General features: G+C 56.6%; 21 protein-coding genes and 1 pseudogene. 10 read left to right on the forward strand and 12 right to left on the reverse strand.

The window, feature by feature from the left end; translation table 11 throughout:
- Window positions 1-22: 22 nt before the first annotated feature.
- The 6 genes from AC0L7S_RS09835 to AC0L7S_RS09860 form a co-directional block, all read right to left on the reverse strand.
- The gene (locus AC0L7S_RS09835; RefSeq protein ID WP_473470684.1) at window positions 23-952 is read right to left on the reverse strand and encodes an electron transfer flavoprotein subunit alpha/FixB family protein; all 930 of its coding nucleotides are present in this window, start codon (window positions 950-952) and stop codon (window positions 23-25) included.
- A 24-nt stretch (window positions 953-976) separates the two neighbouring features.
- Window positions 977-1,726 (reverse strand): electron transfer flavoprotein subunit beta/FixA family protein, encoded by a 750-nt coding sequence (locus AC0L7S_RS09840; RefSeq protein WP_473470685.1) that lies wholly within the window; start codon window positions 1,724-1,726, stop codon window positions 977-979.
- A 208-nt stretch (window positions 1,727-1,934) separates the two neighbouring features.
- Window positions 1,935-2,705: a rhomboid family intramembrane serine protease gene (locus AC0L7S_RS09845; protein ID WP_473470686.1), complete on the reverse strand. Its 771-nt coding sequence runs from the start codon at window positions 2,703-2,705 to the stop codon at window positions 1,935-1,937.
- A 27-nt stretch (window positions 2,706-2,732) separates the two neighbouring features.
- On the reverse strand, window positions 2,733-3,314 hold the full coding sequence (locus AC0L7S_RS09850; RefSeq protein ID WP_473470687.1) for a cob(I)yrinic acid a,c-diamide adenosyltransferase: 582 nt from the start codon (window positions 3,312-3,314) through the stop codon (window positions 2,733-2,735).
- 32 nt (window positions 3,315-3,346) lie between these two features.
- On the reverse strand, window positions 3,347-3,538 hold the full coding sequence (locus AC0L7S_RS09855; RefSeq protein ID WP_473470688.1) for a twin transmembrane helix small protein: 192 nt from the start codon (window positions 3,536-3,538) through the stop codon (window positions 3,347-3,349).
- Window positions 3,539-3,560: 22 nt separating this feature from the next.
- Window positions 3,561-4,427 (reverse strand): SDR family oxidoreductase, encoded by an 867-nt coding sequence (locus AC0L7S_RS09860; protein WP_473470689.1) that lies wholly within the window; start codon window positions 4,425-4,427, stop codon window positions 3,561-3,563.
- 54 nt (window positions 4,428-4,481) lie between these two features.
- Between AC0L7S_RS09860 and AC0L7S_RS09865 the strand changes: the two genes are divergently transcribed.
- On the forward strand, window positions 4,482-5,336 hold the full coding sequence (locus tag AC0L7S_RS09865; protein WP_473470690.1) for a YihY/virulence factor BrkB family protein: 855 nt from the start codon (window positions 4,482-4,484) through the stop codon (window positions 5,334-5,336).
- Here the strand turns inward: AC0L7S_RS09865 and AC0L7S_RS09870 are convergent.
- A complete protein-coding gene (locus tag AC0L7S_RS09870) occupies window positions 5,303-6,193 on the reverse strand; it encodes a DMT family transporter (protein WP_473470692.1) in 891 nt (296 codons plus the stop codon). The two genes, AC0L7S_RS09865 and AC0L7S_RS09870, sit on opposite strands and share 34 nt — an antisense overlap.
- Window positions 6,194-6,350: 157 nt before the next feature.
- On the opposite strand from AC0L7S_RS09870, the gene AC0L7S_RS09875 reads away from it, so the two are divergent.
- A complete protein-coding gene (locus AC0L7S_RS09875) occupies window positions 6,351-6,638 on the forward strand; it encodes a hypothetical protein (RefSeq protein WP_473470693.1) in 288 nt (95 codons plus the stop codon).
- On the opposite strand, the gene gluQRS is transcribed toward AC0L7S_RS09875, so the two are convergent.
- Window positions 6,613-7,527, reverse strand: a complete 915-nt coding sequence (gene gluQRS, locus AC0L7S_RS09880) for a tRNA glutamyl-Q(34) synthetase GluQRS (protein ID WP_473470694.1) — start codon at window positions 7,525-7,527, stop codon at window positions 6,613-6,615. The genes AC0L7S_RS09875 and gluQRS overlap by 26 nt on opposite strands.
- A 231-nt stretch (window positions 7,528-7,758) precedes the next feature.
- On the opposite strand from gluQRS, the gene AC0L7S_RS09885 reads away from it, so the two are divergent.
- Together AC0L7S_RS09885 and AC0L7S_RS09890 are read left to right on the forward strand one after the other, a co-directional pair.
- Window positions 7,759-8,400 carry a DNA-3-methyladenine glycosylase family protein gene (locus AC0L7S_RS09885; RefSeq protein WP_473470695.1) on the forward strand — a complete coding sequence of 214 codons (642 nt, stop codon included), beginning with the start codon at window positions 7,759-7,761 and terminating at the stop codon, window positions 8,398-8,400.
- A 126-nt stretch (window positions 8,401-8,526) separates the two neighbouring features.
- Window positions 8,527-9,083 (forward strand): annotated as a pseudogene (locus AC0L7S_RS09890) (HNH endonuclease).
- Window positions 9,084-9,172: 89 nt separating this feature from the next.
- On the opposite strand, the gene AC0L7S_RS09895 reads toward AC0L7S_RS09890, so the two are convergent.
- The 3 genes from AC0L7S_RS09895 to secA all read right to left on the reverse strand — a co-directional run bounded on the left by AC0L7S_RS09895 (window position 9,173) and on the right by secA (window position 13,372).
- Window positions 9,173-9,811: an NrsF family protein gene (locus AC0L7S_RS09895; RefSeq protein ID WP_473470696.1), complete on the reverse strand. Its 639-nt coding sequence runs from the start codon at window positions 9,809-9,811 to the stop codon at window positions 9,173-9,175.
- A gap of 1 nt (window position 9,812) precedes the next feature.
- Window positions 9,813-10,349 carry a sigma-70 family RNA polymerase sigma factor gene (locus AC0L7S_RS09900; protein WP_473470697.1) on the reverse strand — a complete coding sequence of 179 codons (537 nt, stop codon included), beginning with the start codon at window positions 10,347-10,349 and terminating at the stop codon, window positions 9,813-9,815.
- A gap of 296 nt (window positions 10,350-10,645) precedes the next feature.
- Window positions 10,646-13,372 (reverse strand): preprotein translocase subunit SecA, encoded by a 2,727-nt coding sequence (secA, locus tag AC0L7S_RS09905; RefSeq protein WP_473470698.1) that lies wholly within the window; start codon window positions 13,370-13,372, stop codon window positions 10,646-10,648.
- Between the two features lie 252 nt (window positions 13,373-13,624).
- On the opposite strand from secA, the gene AC0L7S_RS09910 reads away from it, so the two are divergent.
- The 6 genes from AC0L7S_RS09910 to AC0L7S_RS09935 all read left to right on the forward strand — a co-directional run bounded on the left by AC0L7S_RS09910 (window position 13,625) and on the right by AC0L7S_RS09935 (window position 17,849).
- Entirely contained in the window at window positions 13,625-14,542 is a 918-nt protein-coding gene (locus AC0L7S_RS09910) for a peptidylprolyl isomerase (protein ID WP_473470699.1), read from the forward strand.
- Between the two features lie 129 nt (window positions 14,543-14,671).
- Window positions 14,672-15,913, forward strand: a complete 1,242-nt coding sequence (gene argJ, locus AC0L7S_RS09915) for a bifunctional glutamate N-acetyltransferase/amino-acid acetyltransferase ArgJ (protein WP_473470701.1) — start codon at window positions 14,672-14,674, stop codon at window positions 15,911-15,913.
- A complete protein-coding gene (locus tag AC0L7S_RS09920; protein WP_473470702.1) occupies window positions 15,882-16,688 on the forward strand; it encodes a GNAT family N-acetyltransferase in 807 nt (268 codons plus the stop codon). The genes argJ and AC0L7S_RS09920 overlap by 32 nt, the downstream gene beginning before the upstream one ends.
- Window positions 16,689-16,693: 5 nt before the next feature.
- A complete protein-coding gene (mutT, locus tag AC0L7S_RS09925; protein WP_473470703.1) occupies window positions 16,694-17,107 on the forward strand; it encodes an 8-oxo-dGTP diphosphatase MutT in 414 nt (137 codons plus the stop codon).
- A gap of 109 nt (window positions 17,108-17,216) precedes the next feature.
- Complete coding sequence (locus tag AC0L7S_RS09930; protein ID WP_473470705.1) at window positions 17,217-17,531, forward strand: hypothetical protein; 315 nt, start codon at window positions 17,217-17,219, stop codon at window positions 17,529-17,531.
- Window positions 17,532-17,672: 141 nt separating this feature from the next.
- On the forward strand, window positions 17,673-17,849 hold the full coding sequence (locus tag AC0L7S_RS09935; protein ID WP_473470706.1) for a Flp family type IVb pilin: 177 nt from the start codon (window positions 17,673-17,675) through the stop codon (window positions 17,847-17,849).
- Between the two features lie 25 nt (window positions 17,850-17,874).
- On the opposite strand, the gene AC0L7S_RS09940 is transcribed toward AC0L7S_RS09935, so the two are convergent.
- On the reverse strand, window positions 17,875-18,762 hold the full coding sequence (locus tag AC0L7S_RS09940; protein WP_473470707.1) for a methyltransferase domain-containing protein: 888 nt from the start codon (window positions 18,760-18,762) through the stop codon (window positions 17,875-17,877).
- Window positions 18,763-18,770 lie beyond the last annotated feature (8 nt).

The following is an 18,770-nucleotide window of genomic DNA, read 5'->3' on the forward strand; positions in this document are numbered from 1 at the left end:
TAATACGCTTCTTTGAACAGCGTCAAAGTGCCTTTTCGAGTTCGGGCAGGATAACGAAGAGATCACCGACCATACCATAGTCCGCGACCTGGAAAATCGGGGCTTCTTCGTCCTTGTTGATGGCCACGATAACCTTCGAGTCCTTCATGCCGGCGAGATGCTGGATGGCACCTGAAATACCGCAGGCGATATAAAGGTCAGGGGCCACGACCTTGCCGGTCTGGCCGACCTGCCAGTCGTTTGGCGCGTAGCCGGCATCGACAGCAGCGCGTGAGGCACCGACCGCAGCACCCAGCTTATCGGCGACAGGCAAGATGACGTCCTGGAACTTTTCCGAAGACCCGAGTGCCCGGCCACCGGAAATGATGATCTTGGCGGAGGTCAGCTCGGGGCGGTCCGATTCCGAGAGCTTGTTTTCGACAAAGCTTGAAAGCCCCGGATTGTCGACGGCCTTGATGGTTTCAACCGAGGCTGAGCCACCTTCGGGGGCAGCCTGAAAGGCAGCAGTGCGCACGGTGATAACCTTCTTGGCATCGCTCGACTTTACCGTCTGGATGGCGTTGCCTGCGTAGATAGGCCGTTTGAACGTGTCGGAGTCAATCACCTCGATGATTTCCGACACCTGCGCCACGTCCAGCAGGGCTGCAACGCGCGGCGAGACATTCTTGCCCGACGAGGTCGCTGGTGCGATGACCGTGTCATATGAGCCAGCCAGTGAAACGACGAGGGCGGCAAGCGGTTCTGCAAGGCGCTCAGTGAGTTCGTCGGCTTCAGCCAGAAGAACCTTGCGCACGCCCTTCAGCTTGGCGGCTGCATCGGCTGCGGCTTTGGCGCCCTTGCCGGCTACCAATATGTCGATATCGGAGCCAATTTGCAGGGCCGCAGACAGCGCCTTGGCTGTCTGGTCGGAAAGCGAAGCATTGTCGTGTTCGGCGATCAGAAGAATTGCCATTTTCGTGTCCCTTCTTTCCGCCGCTTAAAGTACGCCGGCTTCGTTCTTGAGCTTGTCGACGAGTTCGGCGACCGTCTTGACCTTGACGCCTGCCTTGCGGCCATCGGGCTCCTCGGTCTTGAGGACCTTGAGCCTTGGCGTCACATCGGCACCAAAATCGGTGGGACTCTTTTCATCGAGCGGCTTCTTCTTTGCCTTCATGATGTTGGGCAGCGAGGCATAGCGCGGCTGGTTCAGCCGAAGATCAGCGGTGACGATTGCCGGCATCTTCAGTTCCAACGTCTGCAAGCCGCCATCGACTTCACGGGTGACCTTGGCCTTGTCGCCGTCCAGAACAACCTTGGACGCGAAAGTACCCTGCGCCCAGCCAAGCAGGGCGGCCAGCATCTGGCCGGTCTGGTTGCTGTCGTCGTCAATTGCCTGCTTGCCCAAGATTACCAGACCTGGCTGTTCCGCCTCAACGACACCCTTCAAGACCTTGGCAACGCCAAGCGGTTCGACCAGTTCGTCGGTCTTGACCAGGATGGCGCGGTCCGCGCCCATGGCAAGCGCCGTGCGCAGCGTTTCCTGTGCCTGCTGGAGGCCGACGGAGACGACAATGACTTCTTCGGCGGAACCGGCTTCCTTGAGCCGGAGCGCTTCTTCAACGGCAATCTCGTCAAAGGGGTTCATTGCCATCTTCACATTGGCGAGCTCGACAGACGAGCCGTCCGCCTTCACACGAACCTTAACATTGGCATCGACAACCCGCTTAACAGGTACGAGGATCTTCATGTCTAATCTCACCTCTCACAATTTTCGGCGCGCTATAGCAGCCTATTCCCGTTCTGAGTTGTCGAATGCCGACATATTTGTACGGAATTCCAATGGTTGGCCAACTTGATGATGGCAGAAAAGCCTTGGCGGGCGGGCGGAACCTAGTTGTGGCTTGGGCTTACGTCAATATCCATAGAGATCACTAATCGGTTGAATTTCTGTGGTCCTATTGTCGCCCCCAGCGTGGCGCCGGCTGCGCGTCGCGGGGCTGAATGCTGCTCGCTTGTTGTACGCGTACGGCACGCGGCGTTACAACCTGCTTGTCCATCAAGGGTACATCGCGACGTTTCAGGATAACGACCAGCAACGCGCCGGTGATGATGCCGCCAACATGGCAGGCCCAGGAAACCTGATCTTCGCCACCTGCTCCAAACATGACGAACTGAAGCAATATCCACAAGGCCAGCGCGATATAGGCTGGAATACGCAAGGGAATGCGCCAGAAGGCGAGAATCCAGATTTTCACGCGCGGATGGAGGATAAGATAGGCGGCAATCACCCCGGCAATGGCGCCAGAGGCGCCGATCAAGGGAGCTTGCGATTCCGGGGCCATCAAGCCATGCAGGAAAGCGCCTCCGGCGGCGCATAGCAGGTAGAAAATCAGATAGCGTATGTGGCCAAGCGCATCTTCCACATTGTCGCCGAACACCCACAAGAACAGCATGTTGCCGCCGAGATGGAAAATATCAGCATGCAGGAAGGCATAGGTGAGGTAGCTGAAGCTCTCCGGAACGATGACGAATTGTGGCGAAAGCTCTGCCGTATCGTAGATGACCGAAGGGATGAAACCGAGGCCAAGCACTGCGGCAACGGAAAATTCGTCGCCGCCAAAAGTGGTTGCAAAATAGACGACGATATTGAGGGTTATCAGCCCGATCGTGACATATTGAAGCTTTATGTGGTGCAGGCTGTTTGCATCGTGAAGCGGAATGAACATCGACCCTCTCCGCTTCTGAAGGCTGTGTCAGCGGTTCTTGCCCGGAACCCATAGCACATCGGCATTTCCCTTGTCATTGACTGTGCGAGCAGCCACGAACAGAAGATCGGAGACGCGGTTGATGTATTTGACACCTTCGCTGTTGACGCGCTCGTCAGGGTTGCGGGCGAGGGCTACCATGACCCGCTCGGCGCGCCGCGCCACGGTGCGGGCAAGATGGAGTGCAGCGGCAGCGGGTGCTCCTCCGTTCAGGACAAAGGAGCGAAGCGGCGAAAGGTCTTTGTTGAGCAGGTCGATATCCGCCTCAAGGCGTTCAACCTGCGATGGAACGATGCGTAACGGCTCGTAATCCAGTGGTTTGCCGGTGTCGGGCGTTGCCAAATCCGCACCGAGATCGAAAAGGTCATTCTGGATGCGCGCGAGTATCACATCAATTTCCGGGTGGTGAGCGGCGGTGTGAATGCGGGCAAGCCCGATGCAGGCATTGGCTTCGTCGACAGTGCCATAGGCTTCCACCCGCATATCGCACTTCAATCGCCTCTCACCGGTGCCAAGACCGGTGGTTCCATCATCGCCGGTGCGCGTGTAAATCTTGTTCAGCTTGACCATTTGCCAGCTTCTCCCATGCTACAAAAGTGGCGCTATTTGCGTGTGAAATACACAGCCAGCAGAATCAGAACCAGGGCAATGAACTGGAGCAGAACGCGTGCCTGCATCAGCTTATTCGAGGTCATGCTGGAACCGCCGCGCATCATATTTAAAAGCCCGCGCAGCAAGACGATGACCACGGCAGCCATGAACACAATGGCGAGAACATTGAATACGGTTGCCATAGGAAATCCCAGTCTGGTTCAATTACGCGTTGTTGGCGAGCAGGCGGTAAAACCATGCAGCAGGCAATAGCCGCTTGAGCATGAAGCCGACTCTGGCTGGCTTGGTTACCACATAGTGCGGTTGTGGACGCCGCGACACAAGTGCATGGTTCAGAGCCTTGTAGACGACTTGCGGTCCGGCTTGCAGGCGCGAATGCTTGCTGCCTGACCGCAATCGTTCGAGTTGCGCCTGATATTTCGCCTTGTGGGGTGAACTTGCATGGTCGATGTTTTTCATGAACCAGGTGAGGCCGCTATCGTGAAGGCTTGACGCCACTGGTCCCGGCTCAATCAGTGAAACATGGATGGCGCTGCCTTCCAGTTCCTGGTGAAGGGAAAGCATCAGGCCTTCGAGTGCATATTTCGAGGCGCAATATGCACCACGAAATCGCGCAGGCATCATGCCAAGGATCGATGAGGTATGAACGATCCGCCCATGCCCTTGACGGCGCATCACCGGAAGGACACGACGGGTGAGGTCATGCCAGCCGAAGAAATTGGCTTCAAATTGATGCCTGAGCGCGTCGACCGGCAAATCCTCGACAGCTCCCGCCTGGGCATAGGCACCATTGTTGAAAAGTGCATCAAGTCGCCCACCGGTGCGCTCAAGCACCGAAGTGACCAACAGTTCGATTGAACCCGGATCGCAATAGTCAAGATGGAAAGCTTCGATGCCGCTGGCTTCCAGTGCTGCGATATCCTCATACCTGCGGGCCGTTGCAAAGACCCGCCATCCGTCCGCCTTCAGGGCACGCGCGCAAAATGCGCCAATTCCTGACGATGCTCCGGTGACGATAATGGTGCGCAACTCTTTGGCCTCGACAGGCGTTGCTTTCTCAAGACTTGTCATTTGTCGCAAACCCTTCCCATATTCGCGGACGGGATACAATCACAGGACCAGTCATTGTTACGCAATATCGTTGCCCTGAAACGCGTACTTTCCGACGCCTTTGGTCACTTCAATGCCGATGATGGCTGGGCTATGGCCAGTCATCTGGCAATTACCGCGCTGATGGCGCTGTTTCCGTTCCTCATCTTCGCCACGACGCTGGCCAGCTTTCTTGGTGCCCAGGCTTTCTCCGATACGGCGGTGCATCTGGTTTTCGACACATGGCCCGAGCAGATTGCTAAACCGATTGCACGCGAAGTCCTCAATGTGCTGACCGTTCAGCGAAGCGACCTGCTGACCTATGGCGTCGTGCTTGCCGCCTTCTTTGCCTCAAACGGTATCGAGGCGCTGCGAACCTCGCTCAATCGGGCGTATCGGGTGACCGAAACACGCGGCATCATTTATCGGCGCGTGCAAAGCCTCGTCTTTGTGCTGATCGCCACAGCGGGCTTTCTGGCAATCAGCGTGCTTCTTGTATTCGCCCCGTTGCTCGCTCGTCTGGCAGTCGCCAAATTTGAATGGATCGCGCCTTATATGGGAACGATCACGCTGTGGCGGTATGTGATTGCCTCCACCGTCATCATAGGCGGGTTGGTTGCCGTGCATTTCTGGCTTCCTGCCGGCAGACGCCGTTTCGTGTCCATCGTGCCGGGCATCATTTTTACCTTGATCGCGTGGCTGGTTGGTTCGACGATGTTTGCGACCTATCTCGACAATTTCTCATCATATGTGAGCACCTATGCTGGGCTGGCCTCGATCATGATTGCCGTGGTTTTTCTCTACATCGTCTCGGCACTGTTTATCCTCGGCGGGGAGTTGAATGCTGCCATCAGCCGCTACCTTGAGGCGCGTGCGCGGGTCGGCGACTGAACGGTCGCCAGACCAACGCCAAGTGTTGTCACGGCCATGCCGAAAATCTGGACGAGATTGAGGTGTTCGCCAAACAGCATCCAGGCCATGACTGCGGTTGCCGCCGGTACGAGGTAGAAAAGCGATGCGACTTTTGACATCTCGCCCTCGCGGATCATGACCATCAAGAGGAAGATTGCGCCGACCGACAGCACCAGAACAAGCCATGCAAGGGCAAAAATGATTTCGCCATTGATAACAACCCTGTGCGTCTCAAAAAGCAATGCGGCGGGTATGACCAGGGCCGCGCCTCCGACATATTGCCAGAATGTTGCGGTAATCAGATCGCCGCCTGACCCGAAACGCTTTTGCCAAATGGTACCGGCACTCATGCCGATCACGGATACCAGCACCGCAGCCAGAGTTTCGGCAGTGATGCCGCTGCCCAGCGTGCCGAGTTTTGGCCACAACACGATGATCACTCCGGCAAAGCCGATGGCCAGACCGCCCCAGTGGCGCGGAAGTATTTTTTCTCCCAGCACCTTGCCCGCCATGACTGCGGTAATCAGCGGCTGCAATCCAACAATTAGCGCCGACAGGCCGGCCGGCATGCCACGGTGGATCGCCCAGAACACGCCGCCGAGATAGACACCATGCATCAGCGCACCGGCACCGAGGGCATGAAGGACTCCACGGAAGGATGCTCTTCTGGAATTCAAAACCTGCATCAGAACGACAAAACAGATCGAGGCGGTGACAAACCGCACCCCAAGAAATGTAAACGGCTCGGCCCAGGGCATGGCGTAGCGCGCGCCGATAAAGCCTGTCGCCCAGAGGACGACAAACAGGGCTGGAACTAATGACTTGATGGCGTGCATTGAAAGTCCATGAGGATTGGTGAAAATTATGCTAAGGCGCATGCTCTAATGCGATTGCATGGTGCAAGCAAAAAGAAACGGCTTAACTATAAACTAAACGAAATTGAATGGTCGGCACCTGAAGACCGGTGCCCCGAGGCTCCTGAAAGGAACGGCCATGCTTTGGAACATGGACACCAGTACGCTGATGATCGGCCTCACCATCGTGGCCGTATTTGCATTCATCGCAGGCTCGATACTCAATGCCATCCTGGCGGAAAACGGGTTTGGCTCGACCGGTAACGCCTTGCTTGTCGCGATAGGCTTCATCGGCGCCATTTACCTTGCAAACAGGTTTGGCATCGCCTTGGGCAATATCAAATATGTCGTAGCCTGCGGTCTTTCCGGTGGTTTGGCATTGGTCAGCATCCTCGCGATGCTCAAAGCGGGATTTGCGCGGCGCTAGTCGAGCCTTGAAGGCGGGCGGCAATCATATGCCGGATGTCGCACGGTGTAGCTCCCGCGTCACGCAAGGTGGCCAGTCCTGTGTCCTTCATGCTTTTCGACAATTTGCGCCGGTCCGGCCCAAGGATCAGGCGGTGATGAAAATAGCGGGGCTGTGCCAGACCCAGTAATTCCTGGAGCAGACGCTGGACGCTGGTTGCAGAAAACAAATCCATTCCACGCACGACATGGCTGATACCTTGCAGCGCATCGTCGACTATGACAGCAAGATGGTAGCTGGTTGGAATATCGCGCCGTGCAATGATGACATCGCCCCAATCGGCAGGCCGTGCTTCGACGAGGCGCGATGCTGACAAGGTCTCATCCGAATATTCCATCCACGCCAGTGTTTCAGACATCCGGGCTGTTGCCGCCTGCATATCCAATCGCCATGCAAACGGTGCGCCCTCGGCAATCCTGCTGCGGCGTTCCTTTTTAGAAAGCTCTTTATCGAGGGCGGGGTAGTGGGGCACTCCATCGGGGTCGCGTGGCCAGTCTTGTCCGCGTTTTTCGCTTTCGGCGATATGGGCGCGGATATCGCCACGGCTCATGAATGCCGGATAGACTAACTCATCACGGATCAGATTATCGAGAATTTCCTTGTAGGCCGCGAAATGTTGCGACTGGCGCCGAACAAGCCCGCTCCACTCAATGCCAAGCCATTGGAGGTCGCGAAGCATGGCCGTTTCGTTTTCAGGCGTACAGCGCGTGATGTCGATATCTTCGATACGAAGAAGCAAGCGCCCGGAATTTGCTGCCGCCATCTGCTGATTGAGAAGGGCGGAATAGGCATGGCCAAGATGCAGTTCGCCATTTGGGCTTGGCGCGAAACGAAATGTCAGGAGGCTCATCGTGTCCTAGTGTGGTGGATTTGATTTCGAGGTCTCCGATACAAACTTCAAATTCTAAAACCGCACTAGAATAATGATGCGAATTTCAGATTCGGGACACTAGCAGACAATCGGGTTGTGATTAATATCCACCGATTGGTATCTTTCACAGCCGGAAGTCAAGCGTCATGGCCAAGCTGGACGGCCAACCGTCTGGAGCCAGATCGCCAATTTTTGAAGAGAAAGGCAATCATGCACCGTATTGCTACCCTCGATGACATTGCCAAGGGGCTCGATGCGCTGTGCGCTCTCGATCCGCGCCTGCACAGAGTTCGCAGCCTAGCGGGCGATGTTCCCTTGCGGCTATCCGAACCGGGTTTTGCCAGTCTCGCTTCGATCATCGTTTCGCAACAGGTTTCGCGTGCCAGTGCAGATGCAATATTCGGCCGCCTGATAATGCTTCTCGACCCGCTGACGCCATCTGCGATGCTGGCGGCGGATGACAGCCTGTTTCGTCAGGCGGGGTTATCCCGGCCGAAACAACGAGGGCTTCTTGCGATGGCGCAAGCCGTCGAAAACGGGCTTGACCTCAACCATCTGTGCACAATCGACGCTGCCGCGGCTATGAATTTGCTGACCGCGGTGCCTGGTATCGGGCCGTGGAGCGCCGAATGCTATCTTCTGTTTTCGGCAGGGCACCCGGATATCTTTCCGGCACGAGATGTCGCTTTGCAAAGCGCGGTTGGCGATGCGTTCGCGATCGCGCCGCGACCGGGCGAGAAGACCCTGATCAAACTGGCCGAATCATGGGCACCCTGGCGTGGTGTCGCATCCCGCCTTTTTTGGTCCTATTACCGTGAAATGAGAGGAAGAGACGCCGCGCCATCGGCCTGAACGTACAAAAAACACTGGAATCACGCGATTTTAGCCGCTTTTTCAATCGACAATCTGCTTCACATCGCTGTCATGTACGGCTTACAGTATGCGCGCCGTTAGAACGAATTCAAGGAGGAAAAGGTCGTGACGGTTGCCATATCTCCGGATGGGCTTCCCGCGCTGGTGCTGAATGCGGATTATCGTCCGCTCAGCTATTACCCCTTGTCGCTCTGGTCGTGGCAGGATGCGATCAAGGCTGTTTTTCTCGAACGGGTCAACATCGTTGCCGAATATGAGCATGCTGTCTCCTCGCCGAGCTTCTCGATGCAACTGCCAAGCGTCGTCTCCCTGAAGACCTATGTGAAACCTTCGCGCCACCCGGCGTTCACCCGTTTCAACGTATTTTTGAGGGATCGCTTTCGCTGCCAGTATTGCAACACGACGGAGGACCTCACCTTCGACCATGTGGTCCCACGGCGTTGCGGCGGCGCGACGACGTGGGGCAACGTAGTCGCCGCATGCTCCCCATGCAATCTACGCAAAGGGGGCTGATGCCTGCGCATGCCAAGATGTGGCCGATGCAGAAGCCTTATCAGCCGACCGTGCAAGACCTTCACAATAATGGCCGCATGTTCCCGCCAAACCACCTGCACGAAAGCTGGATGGATTATCTCTATTGGGATGTCGTGCTGGAGCCATAGAGGGTTGGGTAAAAGCGTGTCGTTGTCAAAAAGCCGTCGCACACTTTTCCTGGAATTGTCCCAGGCGTCAGGTTGCAGCGAAGAAATTTCTACCAGCGAATAAAACGCTTCCCGGCAAGCGCGCCGATGGCGACGAGTGCTGCAATGGCGATCGTGTACCAAGTGGCGACGAAGAATGGTGAATCGTCAATGCAATGGGCGGCGTAGAAGGTTGCAGCAATGCCTCCGGCGAGCAGGCCAGCGACAGCACCGGCGAGCGCGGGGCGAGCCGGAGCACTGTGGCGCAGCGCAATGATAAACACGCCAAGAGGTCCGATGCCGATCAGCGGAATGGAGATCAGGCAAGCATACATGTAGGTGCCGATCAGACGCGTGCCCCATTGCCGCTCCGGGACAGTAATCATCTCCAGCACAATGGCGATGGCCATCAATGCCGGTGCAATTGCCAAACAGGCAGTGAGCATCGCTGTCTTTTCTCCCGGTCGGGAGAGTTTTTGAAGCAGGGCGAATGCGCTGACTGCAAGGGTCGCGGTAAACACGAACTTGAACAGGAAGCGTATCGTTTGGGCGGCTTGTGCAAAATCGGCGCGGGGGCCGAGTACCGGCTGGAAGACGAGCGCGGCAATGACGATGGCAAGTACCAGAGCAATGCGCCAGACCCTGCCCAGAGGAAATGTCCGGGTTTGATTGTCGGCTTCCAGCGCCCTTATCAGGTCTTCTGTTTTCATGTCACGTCAGCCCAAAGCGTTTGGCAATTGCCGTCAATCCGCGATGAAGCGATACCCGCACGGCCGTTTCACTGGTTCCAAGCTGTTTTGCTGTTTCGCTGATTGAGTGACCTTCGACCGATATCGACGAAACAACGGCTCGTTGCGCTGGCGGCAGGCAATCGAGCGCCCGGCCTATATCGCGCGCACTTGCTTTTTCTGTCTCGGGCTGCGCCACTTTGTCGGCGATTTCGTCAATCGCGATTTCAATTCGGCGTCCGCGCCGCCGGAACGCGTCAATCAGTTTGAAACGTGCAATCGCATAAACCCACGGCATTAGCGGCGCATCGGTGCGCCATGTGTGTCGTTTCAGGTGAATGGCCAGCAATGTTTCTTGCACAACATCCTCGGGATCGACTCCGCCATGCACGATCTTGCGTCGTACAAAAGCTCGAACGAGAACCGTAACCCGGCGCAGAAACTCGGCGTATGCCTTCTCATCTCCCGCAATTGCTTCTCGAAGCTGGCAGGATAATTCACTCTCATCCCTGCCGGTCACAGGTCTATTCTCCTGAAGTTCGTTTTCCGGAGGCAGATTGTTACGCCTAGCGCATGAGCCAGGGCAAAAAACAAGTTTTCGTGATATTCGGGAGCGATGACAGGACTGCGGGTTCCCACATGTCTGTTGCGGCGACGGTTGTTTCCACTCTCACCCTTTAGCGCCGCTGAGAGAGTGGCGCAACTTTTTCAATAGTTGCGCGATATCCCCGGCGCGAGTCGCGCAGGGGTTGCCTCGGATGGCCGAAGTGGACCCGGCGGGAGCCGACTGCGCGACCGTGTGATAACCGCTATCTTTTAAGCGAAAGCGCCGTGGCAATGTTTGAATTTCTTGCCCGACCCGCAAGGACAGGCTTCGTTTCTGCCAACTTTACCCCAACTCGCCGGATTGTTCGGGTCGCGATCTTGCGGAGCAACGACGGAACTGGTCTCGCTTCTCAGCATGACTTGCGAATCGCCGAAGTCGTTTTCGCCAGATGTCGCGTCGATATGCTGGCCAAAAGTTTCCGGCGCTTCAAGTGGTGGCGCTTCGGCTGCCTGCTGCACCAGTTCGACACGCATAAGCTGTGCCGTGACGTTCTGACGCAAATTGCCGAGCATGGTCTGGAAAAGCTCGAAAGCTTCTCCCTTGTATTCCTGAAGCGGATCTCGCTGGGCGTAGCCGCGGAAGCCGACAACTGAACGAAGATGATCGAGATTGACGATCTGCTCACGCCACAAATGGTCGAGGGTCTGCAAGACAACGGAGCGTTCGACATATGTCATCACTTCGGGGCCGAACCGCTCGGCGCGGTCTTTTGCTGCTGCATCTGCCGCCTGGGTGATGCGTTCGCGGATGTCGTCTTCGGCGATGCCCTCTTCTTTGGCCCATTCGTCGACGGGCAGGTCGAGGTTGAGGTATTGCGCCACTTCTGCCTTGAGACCCACAATGTCCCATTGCTCCGGATAGGCGTTTTCCGGGATGGCCTTGACGACGATTTCCTCGATGACGCCTTCGCGCATCTCGGCAATCATTTCCGGCAGACCCTCGCCGTCCATGAGGTCAATGCGCTGCTCGAACACAACCTTGCGCTGATCGTTGGACACGTCATCATATTTCAAGAGGTTCTTGCGGATATCGAAATTGCGCGCTTCCACCTTGGTTTGCGCTTTCTCAAGCGCCTTGTTGATCCACGGGTGGATGATTGCCTCGTCTTCTTTCAGGCCCAGCTTCTTGAGCATGCCGTCCATGCGCTCGGAGCCGAAAATACGCATCAGATCATCTTGAAGTGACAGGAAGAATTTCGAGCGTCCGGGATCACCCTGACGGCCCGAACGACCCCGCAACTGATTGTCGATGCGGCGCGATTCATGGCGTTCGGTGGCAAGGACGTAGAGACCGCCGGCAGCCAGAGCCTTTTCTTTCAGCTTTGCCACGTCATCGCGAATGGCTTTTTCTTTTGCTTCGCGCTCCGGGCCTTCAGGCATGTCGGCCAATTCTTCGACAATGCGCATGTCGGCATTGCCGCCAAGCTGGATGTCGGTGCCGCGGCCTGCCATGTTGGTGGCAATGGTGATGGAACCGGGCTTGCCTGCCTGGGCGACGATCGATGCTTCGCGCTCATGGTGGCGGGCGTTGAGAACTTCGAAGTCGTTAAAACCTTCTTTGCGCAGGCGCTCAGCCAGCAATTCGGATTTTTCGATCGACGTCGTGCCAACAAGTGTTGGTTGACCCTTGGCATGGGCCGCCTTGATCTCGTGCACGATGGCCTTGTATTTTTCCTCGACGCTTCGATAGACCTCGTCGTCCTCATCAATACGTTTGACGGGGAGGTTGGTGGGGATATCGGTGACGTCGAGCCCGTAAATATTGCCGAATTCTTCCGCTTCGGTCAGCGCAGTTCCGGTCATTCCGGCCAGTTTTCCGTAGAGGCGGAAGTAGTTCTGGAATGTCACCGAGGCAAGCGTCTGGTTTTCGGGCTGGATAGTGACGTGTTCCTTGGCTTCCAATGCCTGATGCAAGCCTTCCGAATAGCGTCGACCCGGCATCATGCGCCCGGTAAATTCGTCGATGATGACGATCTCGTCGTTGCGGACGATGTAATCCTTGTCTTTCTGGAAAAGCCGGTGAGCCTTCAGCGCATTGTTGACGTGATGAACAATGGCGACGTTCTCGACATCGTAAAGTGAGGCACCTTTCAACAGTTCTGCGTCACGGAGCAGGTTCTCAAGTTTTTCGGTGCCTTCCTCGGTGAAAATCGATGTTTTCTGCTTCTCGTCGATTTCGTAGTCGGCCGGTTCAAGCTTGAGCATGAACTTGTCGATGGTATTGTACATTTCCGAGCGGTCTTCGAGTGGTCCGGAAATGATGAGGGGCGTGCGCGCTTCGTCGATCAGGATCGAATCCACCTCATCGACAATTGCGTAATGATGACCACGCTGCACCATCTGGGAGCGCTCGTATTTCATATTGTCGCGCAGATAGTCGAAGCCGAGTTCGTTGTTTGTGGCGTAGGTTACATCGCAGGCATAGGCTTCAAGCCTTTCCTCATCCGACAGGCCGTGAACAATGACGCCGACGGTCAGGCCGAGGAATTTGTAGAGACGCCCCATCCATTCGGAATCGCGGGTGGCAAGGTAATCATTGACGGTGACGACATGGACACCCTTGCCGGCGAGCGCATTCAGATAGACCGGCAAGGTGGCGACCAGCGTCTTGCCTTCGCCCGTGCGCATCTCGGCTATACCGCCGCCGTGCAGTACCATGCCGCCAATCATCTGGACGTCGAAGGGACGCAAGCCCAGAACGCGGCGCGAGGCTTCGCGTACCGTGGCAAATGCCGGGGTCAGCAAGTCGTCCAGCGTTGCGCCATTGGCAATTTCGTCACGAAATTTTTGGGTGCGCGCTTTTAACTCATCATCGCTGAGAGCCTGCACCTCGCTTTCGAGTGCTGTGATTGCCTGTACGCGCGGGCGATTAGCCTTGACGCGACGGTCGTTGGAGGAACCGAAAACCTTACGGGCGAGGCCGCCGAGACTGACCATTAATGGTCCTTTCGAATGCATACTTGAACATTACAACGACAGCCGGACGGCCACGTCACACCGCCCTTGAGCGAACAAATCAGCCAGAACGCGCCCTGAAAACCGTTGTGGACGCCGAGTCGTTGGACAGATAAGAGGGGCTTCGCCGATGTCAACGCTAGGTTATTTTCATTGGGCGTGCCAAATTTCGCCACATTCTGGCTGATCTGAAAGTACATTACGTCCTGACAATCTCCATTGGAGTCTTTTTTCATGCCATTTACTTTTCGTCACGTCTCGACAGCTGCCATCGCCATTGCGCTGGGTCTGTCGGTCTTCTCGCTGTCGCCTCTTGCTGCCGAGGAAGCCGTGCCAGCCCAGCCTGCCGCTTCAGAAGCCGCTGCTCCTGTTGATATGAAGGCCGTCGTCGCGACCGTGAACGGGCAACCCGTGACCGAAGCTGATCTGATGCTTGCAGAAGGAGAGTTGTCGCAACAATTTGCGCAGCTTCCGCCAGAACAACGCCGCGGCGCGGCTCTGTCTGCGGCAATAGAGATCAAGGTCTTGGCGGCCAAGGCTGTTGCCGATGGGCTGGATAAGGACCCCGATTTTATGCGTCGTGCCGCATTCCTGCAGGAACGGGCCTTGCATGGGCAAGTGGTTGAGAAGGAAGTTGTCGGCAAAATAACCGACGACGAAATTCGTGCCCGCTACGACACCGAAATGGCAAACATGCCCCCGGTCAATGAAGTTCATGCCCGTCACATTCTCGTGAAGACCAAGGAAGAGGCAGACGCCATCATCAAGCAACTCGACGATGGTGCGGATTTCCAGAAGCTTGCAAACGAACATACCAGTGATCCAAGCGGTAAGACCAATGGCGGCGATCTCGGTTATTTCGGACCGGGCCAGATGGTTCCCGAATTCGAGAAGGCTGCCCTGGCACTCGACGTTGGTTCTTACACGAAAGAACCGGTCAAAACGCAGTTTGGCTGGCATATCATCAAAGTTGAAGACAAGCGGGCGAAAGCGCCGCCGGCCTTCGACAAGGTCAAGGATCGGGTGAAATCCCTGGTGGTGCGCGACAAGTATTTCGCGCTGGTGAAGGAGGCGCGCGCTGCTGCCAAGGTCGATATTCCCGATGCCGATCTGAAAAAGGCTGTCGATGCGGCAGAAGGTGGGGCCAAGTAGCGCTAACCCGGCTTGGGACCGCCCAGCGCAACCAAGCCGTTTTCGTGCACAGGCCAACCGGATCGAAGTCGGTCGTCTTCGACCCGGGCAAGTCCATCGCATTCGCGCATCATCAAGCTCGAGGCTCCCATGTCAGTAACGATTTCGCCGCTCGCGCCCAGAAAATATCCAAAAATGCCGGCTATTGAGGGTGTTCGTCTGGCTACGGCAGAGGCTGGCATCAAATATTCTGGCAGAACTGATCTTCTGGTCATGGTCTTTGATCCTGGGACGACTGTTGCCGGTGTGTTCACGCGCTCGAAATGCCCATCTGCTCCGGTTGATTTCTGTCGGCAGAATCTGGCCGGTGGCAAGGCACGTGTTCTGGTGGTCAATTCAGGCAACGCCAACGCCTTTACGGGCAAGCGAGGTCGTGAAACGACGGCAATGACGGGTGAAGCGGCGGCAAGAGCCGCTAATTGTGCACCCGGCGATGTCTTCCTTGCCTCGACGGGTGTCATCGGCGAACCGCTCGATGCAAGCAAGTTCAGCCATCTGCTGGATGGTATGGTGCGTGACGCTAAGCCTGAACTTTGGAGCGAAGCCGCGAAGGCGATCATGACCACCGACACCTATCCGAAGGTGGCGACTGCGACGGTGAAGCTTGGAGGTATTGACGTCACTTTCAATGGCATTGCCAAAGGTGCGGGGATGATTGCGCCTGATATGGCGACGATGTTGTCTTTTGTCGCAACAGACGCTCCCATTACGGCACCGGTGCTGCAAGATCTTCTGGCGCGTGGAGTTGGCAAGACCTTCAACGCCGTCACCGTCGACAGCGATACGTCGACGAGCGATACGCTGCTTCTTTTTGCAACAGGTGCTGCTGCCAGGCGTGGTGTGGCGCTGATCGACGATCCCAAGGATGCGCGTCTTGGCGTGGTACGGCGTGCGCTTGGAAAAATTCTGAAAACGCTTGCCTTGCAAGTGGTGCGAGACGGCGAAGGTGCGCGCAAACAGGTCGAGGTGACCGTTACCGGCGCGAAATCCGCCCGCTCGGCCAAGCGCATTGCGCTGGCAATCGCCAATTCACCGCTGGTCAAGACGGCCGTGGCTGGCGAAGACGCAAATTGGGGCCGGGTAGTCATGGCTGTCGGCAAGGCGGGTGAACCGGCGGACCGTGACCGGCTTTCGATCTGGTTTGGGGACAACCGTCTTGCTTACGAGGGTGAACGCGATCTTTCCTATTCGGAAGAAGCAACGTCGGCCTATATGAAGCGTGACGAGATATGCATTCGCGCCGAGATCGGCCTCGGGCGCGGCAAAGCCACTGTCTGGACTTGCGACCTTACGAAGGAATATGTCGCAATCAACGGCGATTATCGGAGCTGATTTGACCTCGATACACCCATCCGAACAACTTGCCATCGTGCGCCGGTTCGAAGCAGCGGGCTTCAGGGCGTGGCCTGCGGCGGCGGTTCATTATGATGGCACCTGGGTGATAAGGCTGACGGCCGGACATCCGGCCAGACGGCTGAATTCGGTCAATCCGCTCGATCCGGGCGATGTCTATCAAATATCTGAACGCATTTCACGCGCCAGCCGCCGGTTTGAAGCCTATGGCCGACCGATTACCTTTCGGGTTTCACCGCTGTCGGGGCCTGAGCTTTCCGCATATTTCGACGAGCAGGGCTGGCAAAGATTGTCGGAATCGCTGGTTATGCGCATGCCGCTTGCCAATGCGCCCGTTCATGACGCCATGGACCAGATTCCGTTGAGAGATATCAGTCGTTTCGTCAGTGCCGTTCTCAAGGTTCATGGCTCGAATTCGTCTCTCAGGCCGGGGCTTTCGGAAATCATCGGGGCGATTCAACCTGAGGCCGGGCTGTTCGTGCAAGAACTCAGCGGCGAAGCGCTGGCAACGCTGATTTGCGTCCACGAGGGCGATCTTGCCGGCCTGTTTGAAATTGGAACTGAAAAGGATGTGCGCAAGCAGGGGCATGGCCGGCGCCTCATATTATCCGCCCTGAAATGGGCGCGGTTGCGCGGTGCGCGCGAGGCGTGGCTACAGGTGGAAGCCGACAACGCACCTGCATTGGCGCTTTATCATGCACTCGGGTTCAGTGAAGTTTATCGCTATCACTATCGCCGTCCGGCGGGAGCCTGAATGCATTGATTGATACCCCCAGACGCCTGCTTCTGGTCACGGCGTGCGCGTTAGTGGATGCCGATGGGCGCGTGCTGATCGCCCAGCGACCGGAAGGCAAACAACTCGCTGGCTTGTGGGAGTTTCCGGGCGGCAAGGTTGAACCGGGTGAGACGCCTGAGAATGCTCTGGTGCGCGAACTGCATGAAGAACTTGGTATCGAGACGAAGACAGCCTGCCTGGCGCCACTGACTTTCGCCAGCCATAGCTATGACGATTTCCATCTTCTGATGCCGCTCTATGTCTGCCGCCGGTTTTGGGGCATACCGCAGCCAAAAGAGGCGCAAGCATTGAAATGGGTAAGGCCGCGCCAGTTGCGTGAGTATTCTATGCCGCCCGCCGATGCACCGCTGATCCCGTTCCTCATGGATCTATTGTAAGCGCCATATTTCTGGACGCTGGAAGTACAGCGTTAATCAAAGATTTATCTTGCCGTGAAAAATTGAACGAAAGCCGTTTGGCTGCATCACTTGGGTTGGGAACCGGCATATGAATATCGACAGCGATTGGGAACCAAAACATGTCGATCATGGCTCGCGCGCCGTGAATGCTGGCATGGGGCTCGTGCGCATAACATTGTTGTTTGGATCGGCAGCCGTCGCGCTTGCGTTGATTGCTACGCCTTATCTTGCACGCGAAGGCCGCCAGCAGGTGGCCCGCTCCGGTTATGGCGCAGGGCTCGACATGATGAGCACCGGTTCCGTTGGTGCGAGTTCCTACACGATTCGTAAAAGCGTGCTGCAACCATCGCCGGGGTCGGTTTGCGTAATCCGCAGCAATGGCGTTCGTAGCGGCGAGTGCTGATCTGGCTCCGCGTAACGCTACCATCCGGGTGCAGTATTGTTGATGAAATGACGAGCGCCGGGTTCACCTGCCGTTAAGCGTCTCTCATTAACCTTTCTTAACAGGTCACTGGTAGTGTCAGGGTCGAGAGGACAGACAATCATGCCCCTTTTGGTTCGACAGTTTCTGGATGACGAGCGCGGCGCAACGGCCATCGAATACGGCCTGATTGCAGCACTGCTTTCGCTTGCCATTATTGGTGGCGTGGGCAAGGCTGCTGGTGCGTTGACATGGCTTTGGGATGGCAACAACAGCCAATTGGCCAACGCCTTCCGATAAGAAGAAATCCTCGATTTTTCGACCGTCAACGGTTCTCGTAATTTTCCAACGCTTTTGCCAGCGACATTTTTGCTGAGCCCGGCTTCATTGGCTTTTGCTGAGAAGCATGCGGTGCCCAACCTGACATCCATACGATAGAAAAGCTGGCCCTGACACGCCCGTCAGCGTCGGAGAACCGTGCTGCGTAGGAATCGGCCGCAGCCGCGAACAGCTTTCGCGTTCCCGGTTTTCGCGAGCGGGCGCTTAACATACTGGTTTCACCCATAGCTCTCAAATCGGCCATCAGCGCAATCATTGTGTCGTAACGCACGGTGGTTGCTTCTACATCGGCCACGGGCAGAGCAAACCCGGCGCGTTGTAGCAGCGCCCCTGTATCGCGCACGTCGGCAAACGGGATCACGCGCGGACTGGCACCGCCGTAAAGCTCGGTTTCGGCAGACAGGAGACTTTCACGCAATTCGTCCAGCGTTCCAGAGCCAGCCATAGCACCCAGAAAAAGCCCATCCGGTTTTAGTGCACGGCGAATTTGCACCAACATGCCTGGAATATCGTTCATAGCCTGTAGAGACAGAAGCGAAACAACCAGATCGAGGCTTTCAGGCTCGAACGGGACCGTCTCGAACGCTGCGACAAGCTCGGTTTCACCGTCTGTCGGTCTTTCATCAAAAAATGCGCGGTCTGCTTCGACGCGGATAATCTCGGACACTTTGCCACTTGCCGCGAGCGCTTCGGCTGCGGCGGGTGTCTGGCAAAACAATGCGGCGGCTTTCTCGAATTTTCGGCCAACGGGGGCCAGGCGCTCAGCAAGATCGTCGGCGACGCGCCGCATCAGAAAATCGGCACCACGCACGGGGTGCGCCAATGCGCGTTGCTTGTGCGCAAGCCATAGGGAAGTGTCGAATATTGACTGCAAGGCGAATG

This window comes from Mesorhizobium sp. G2-6-1 (assembly GCF_055809095.1).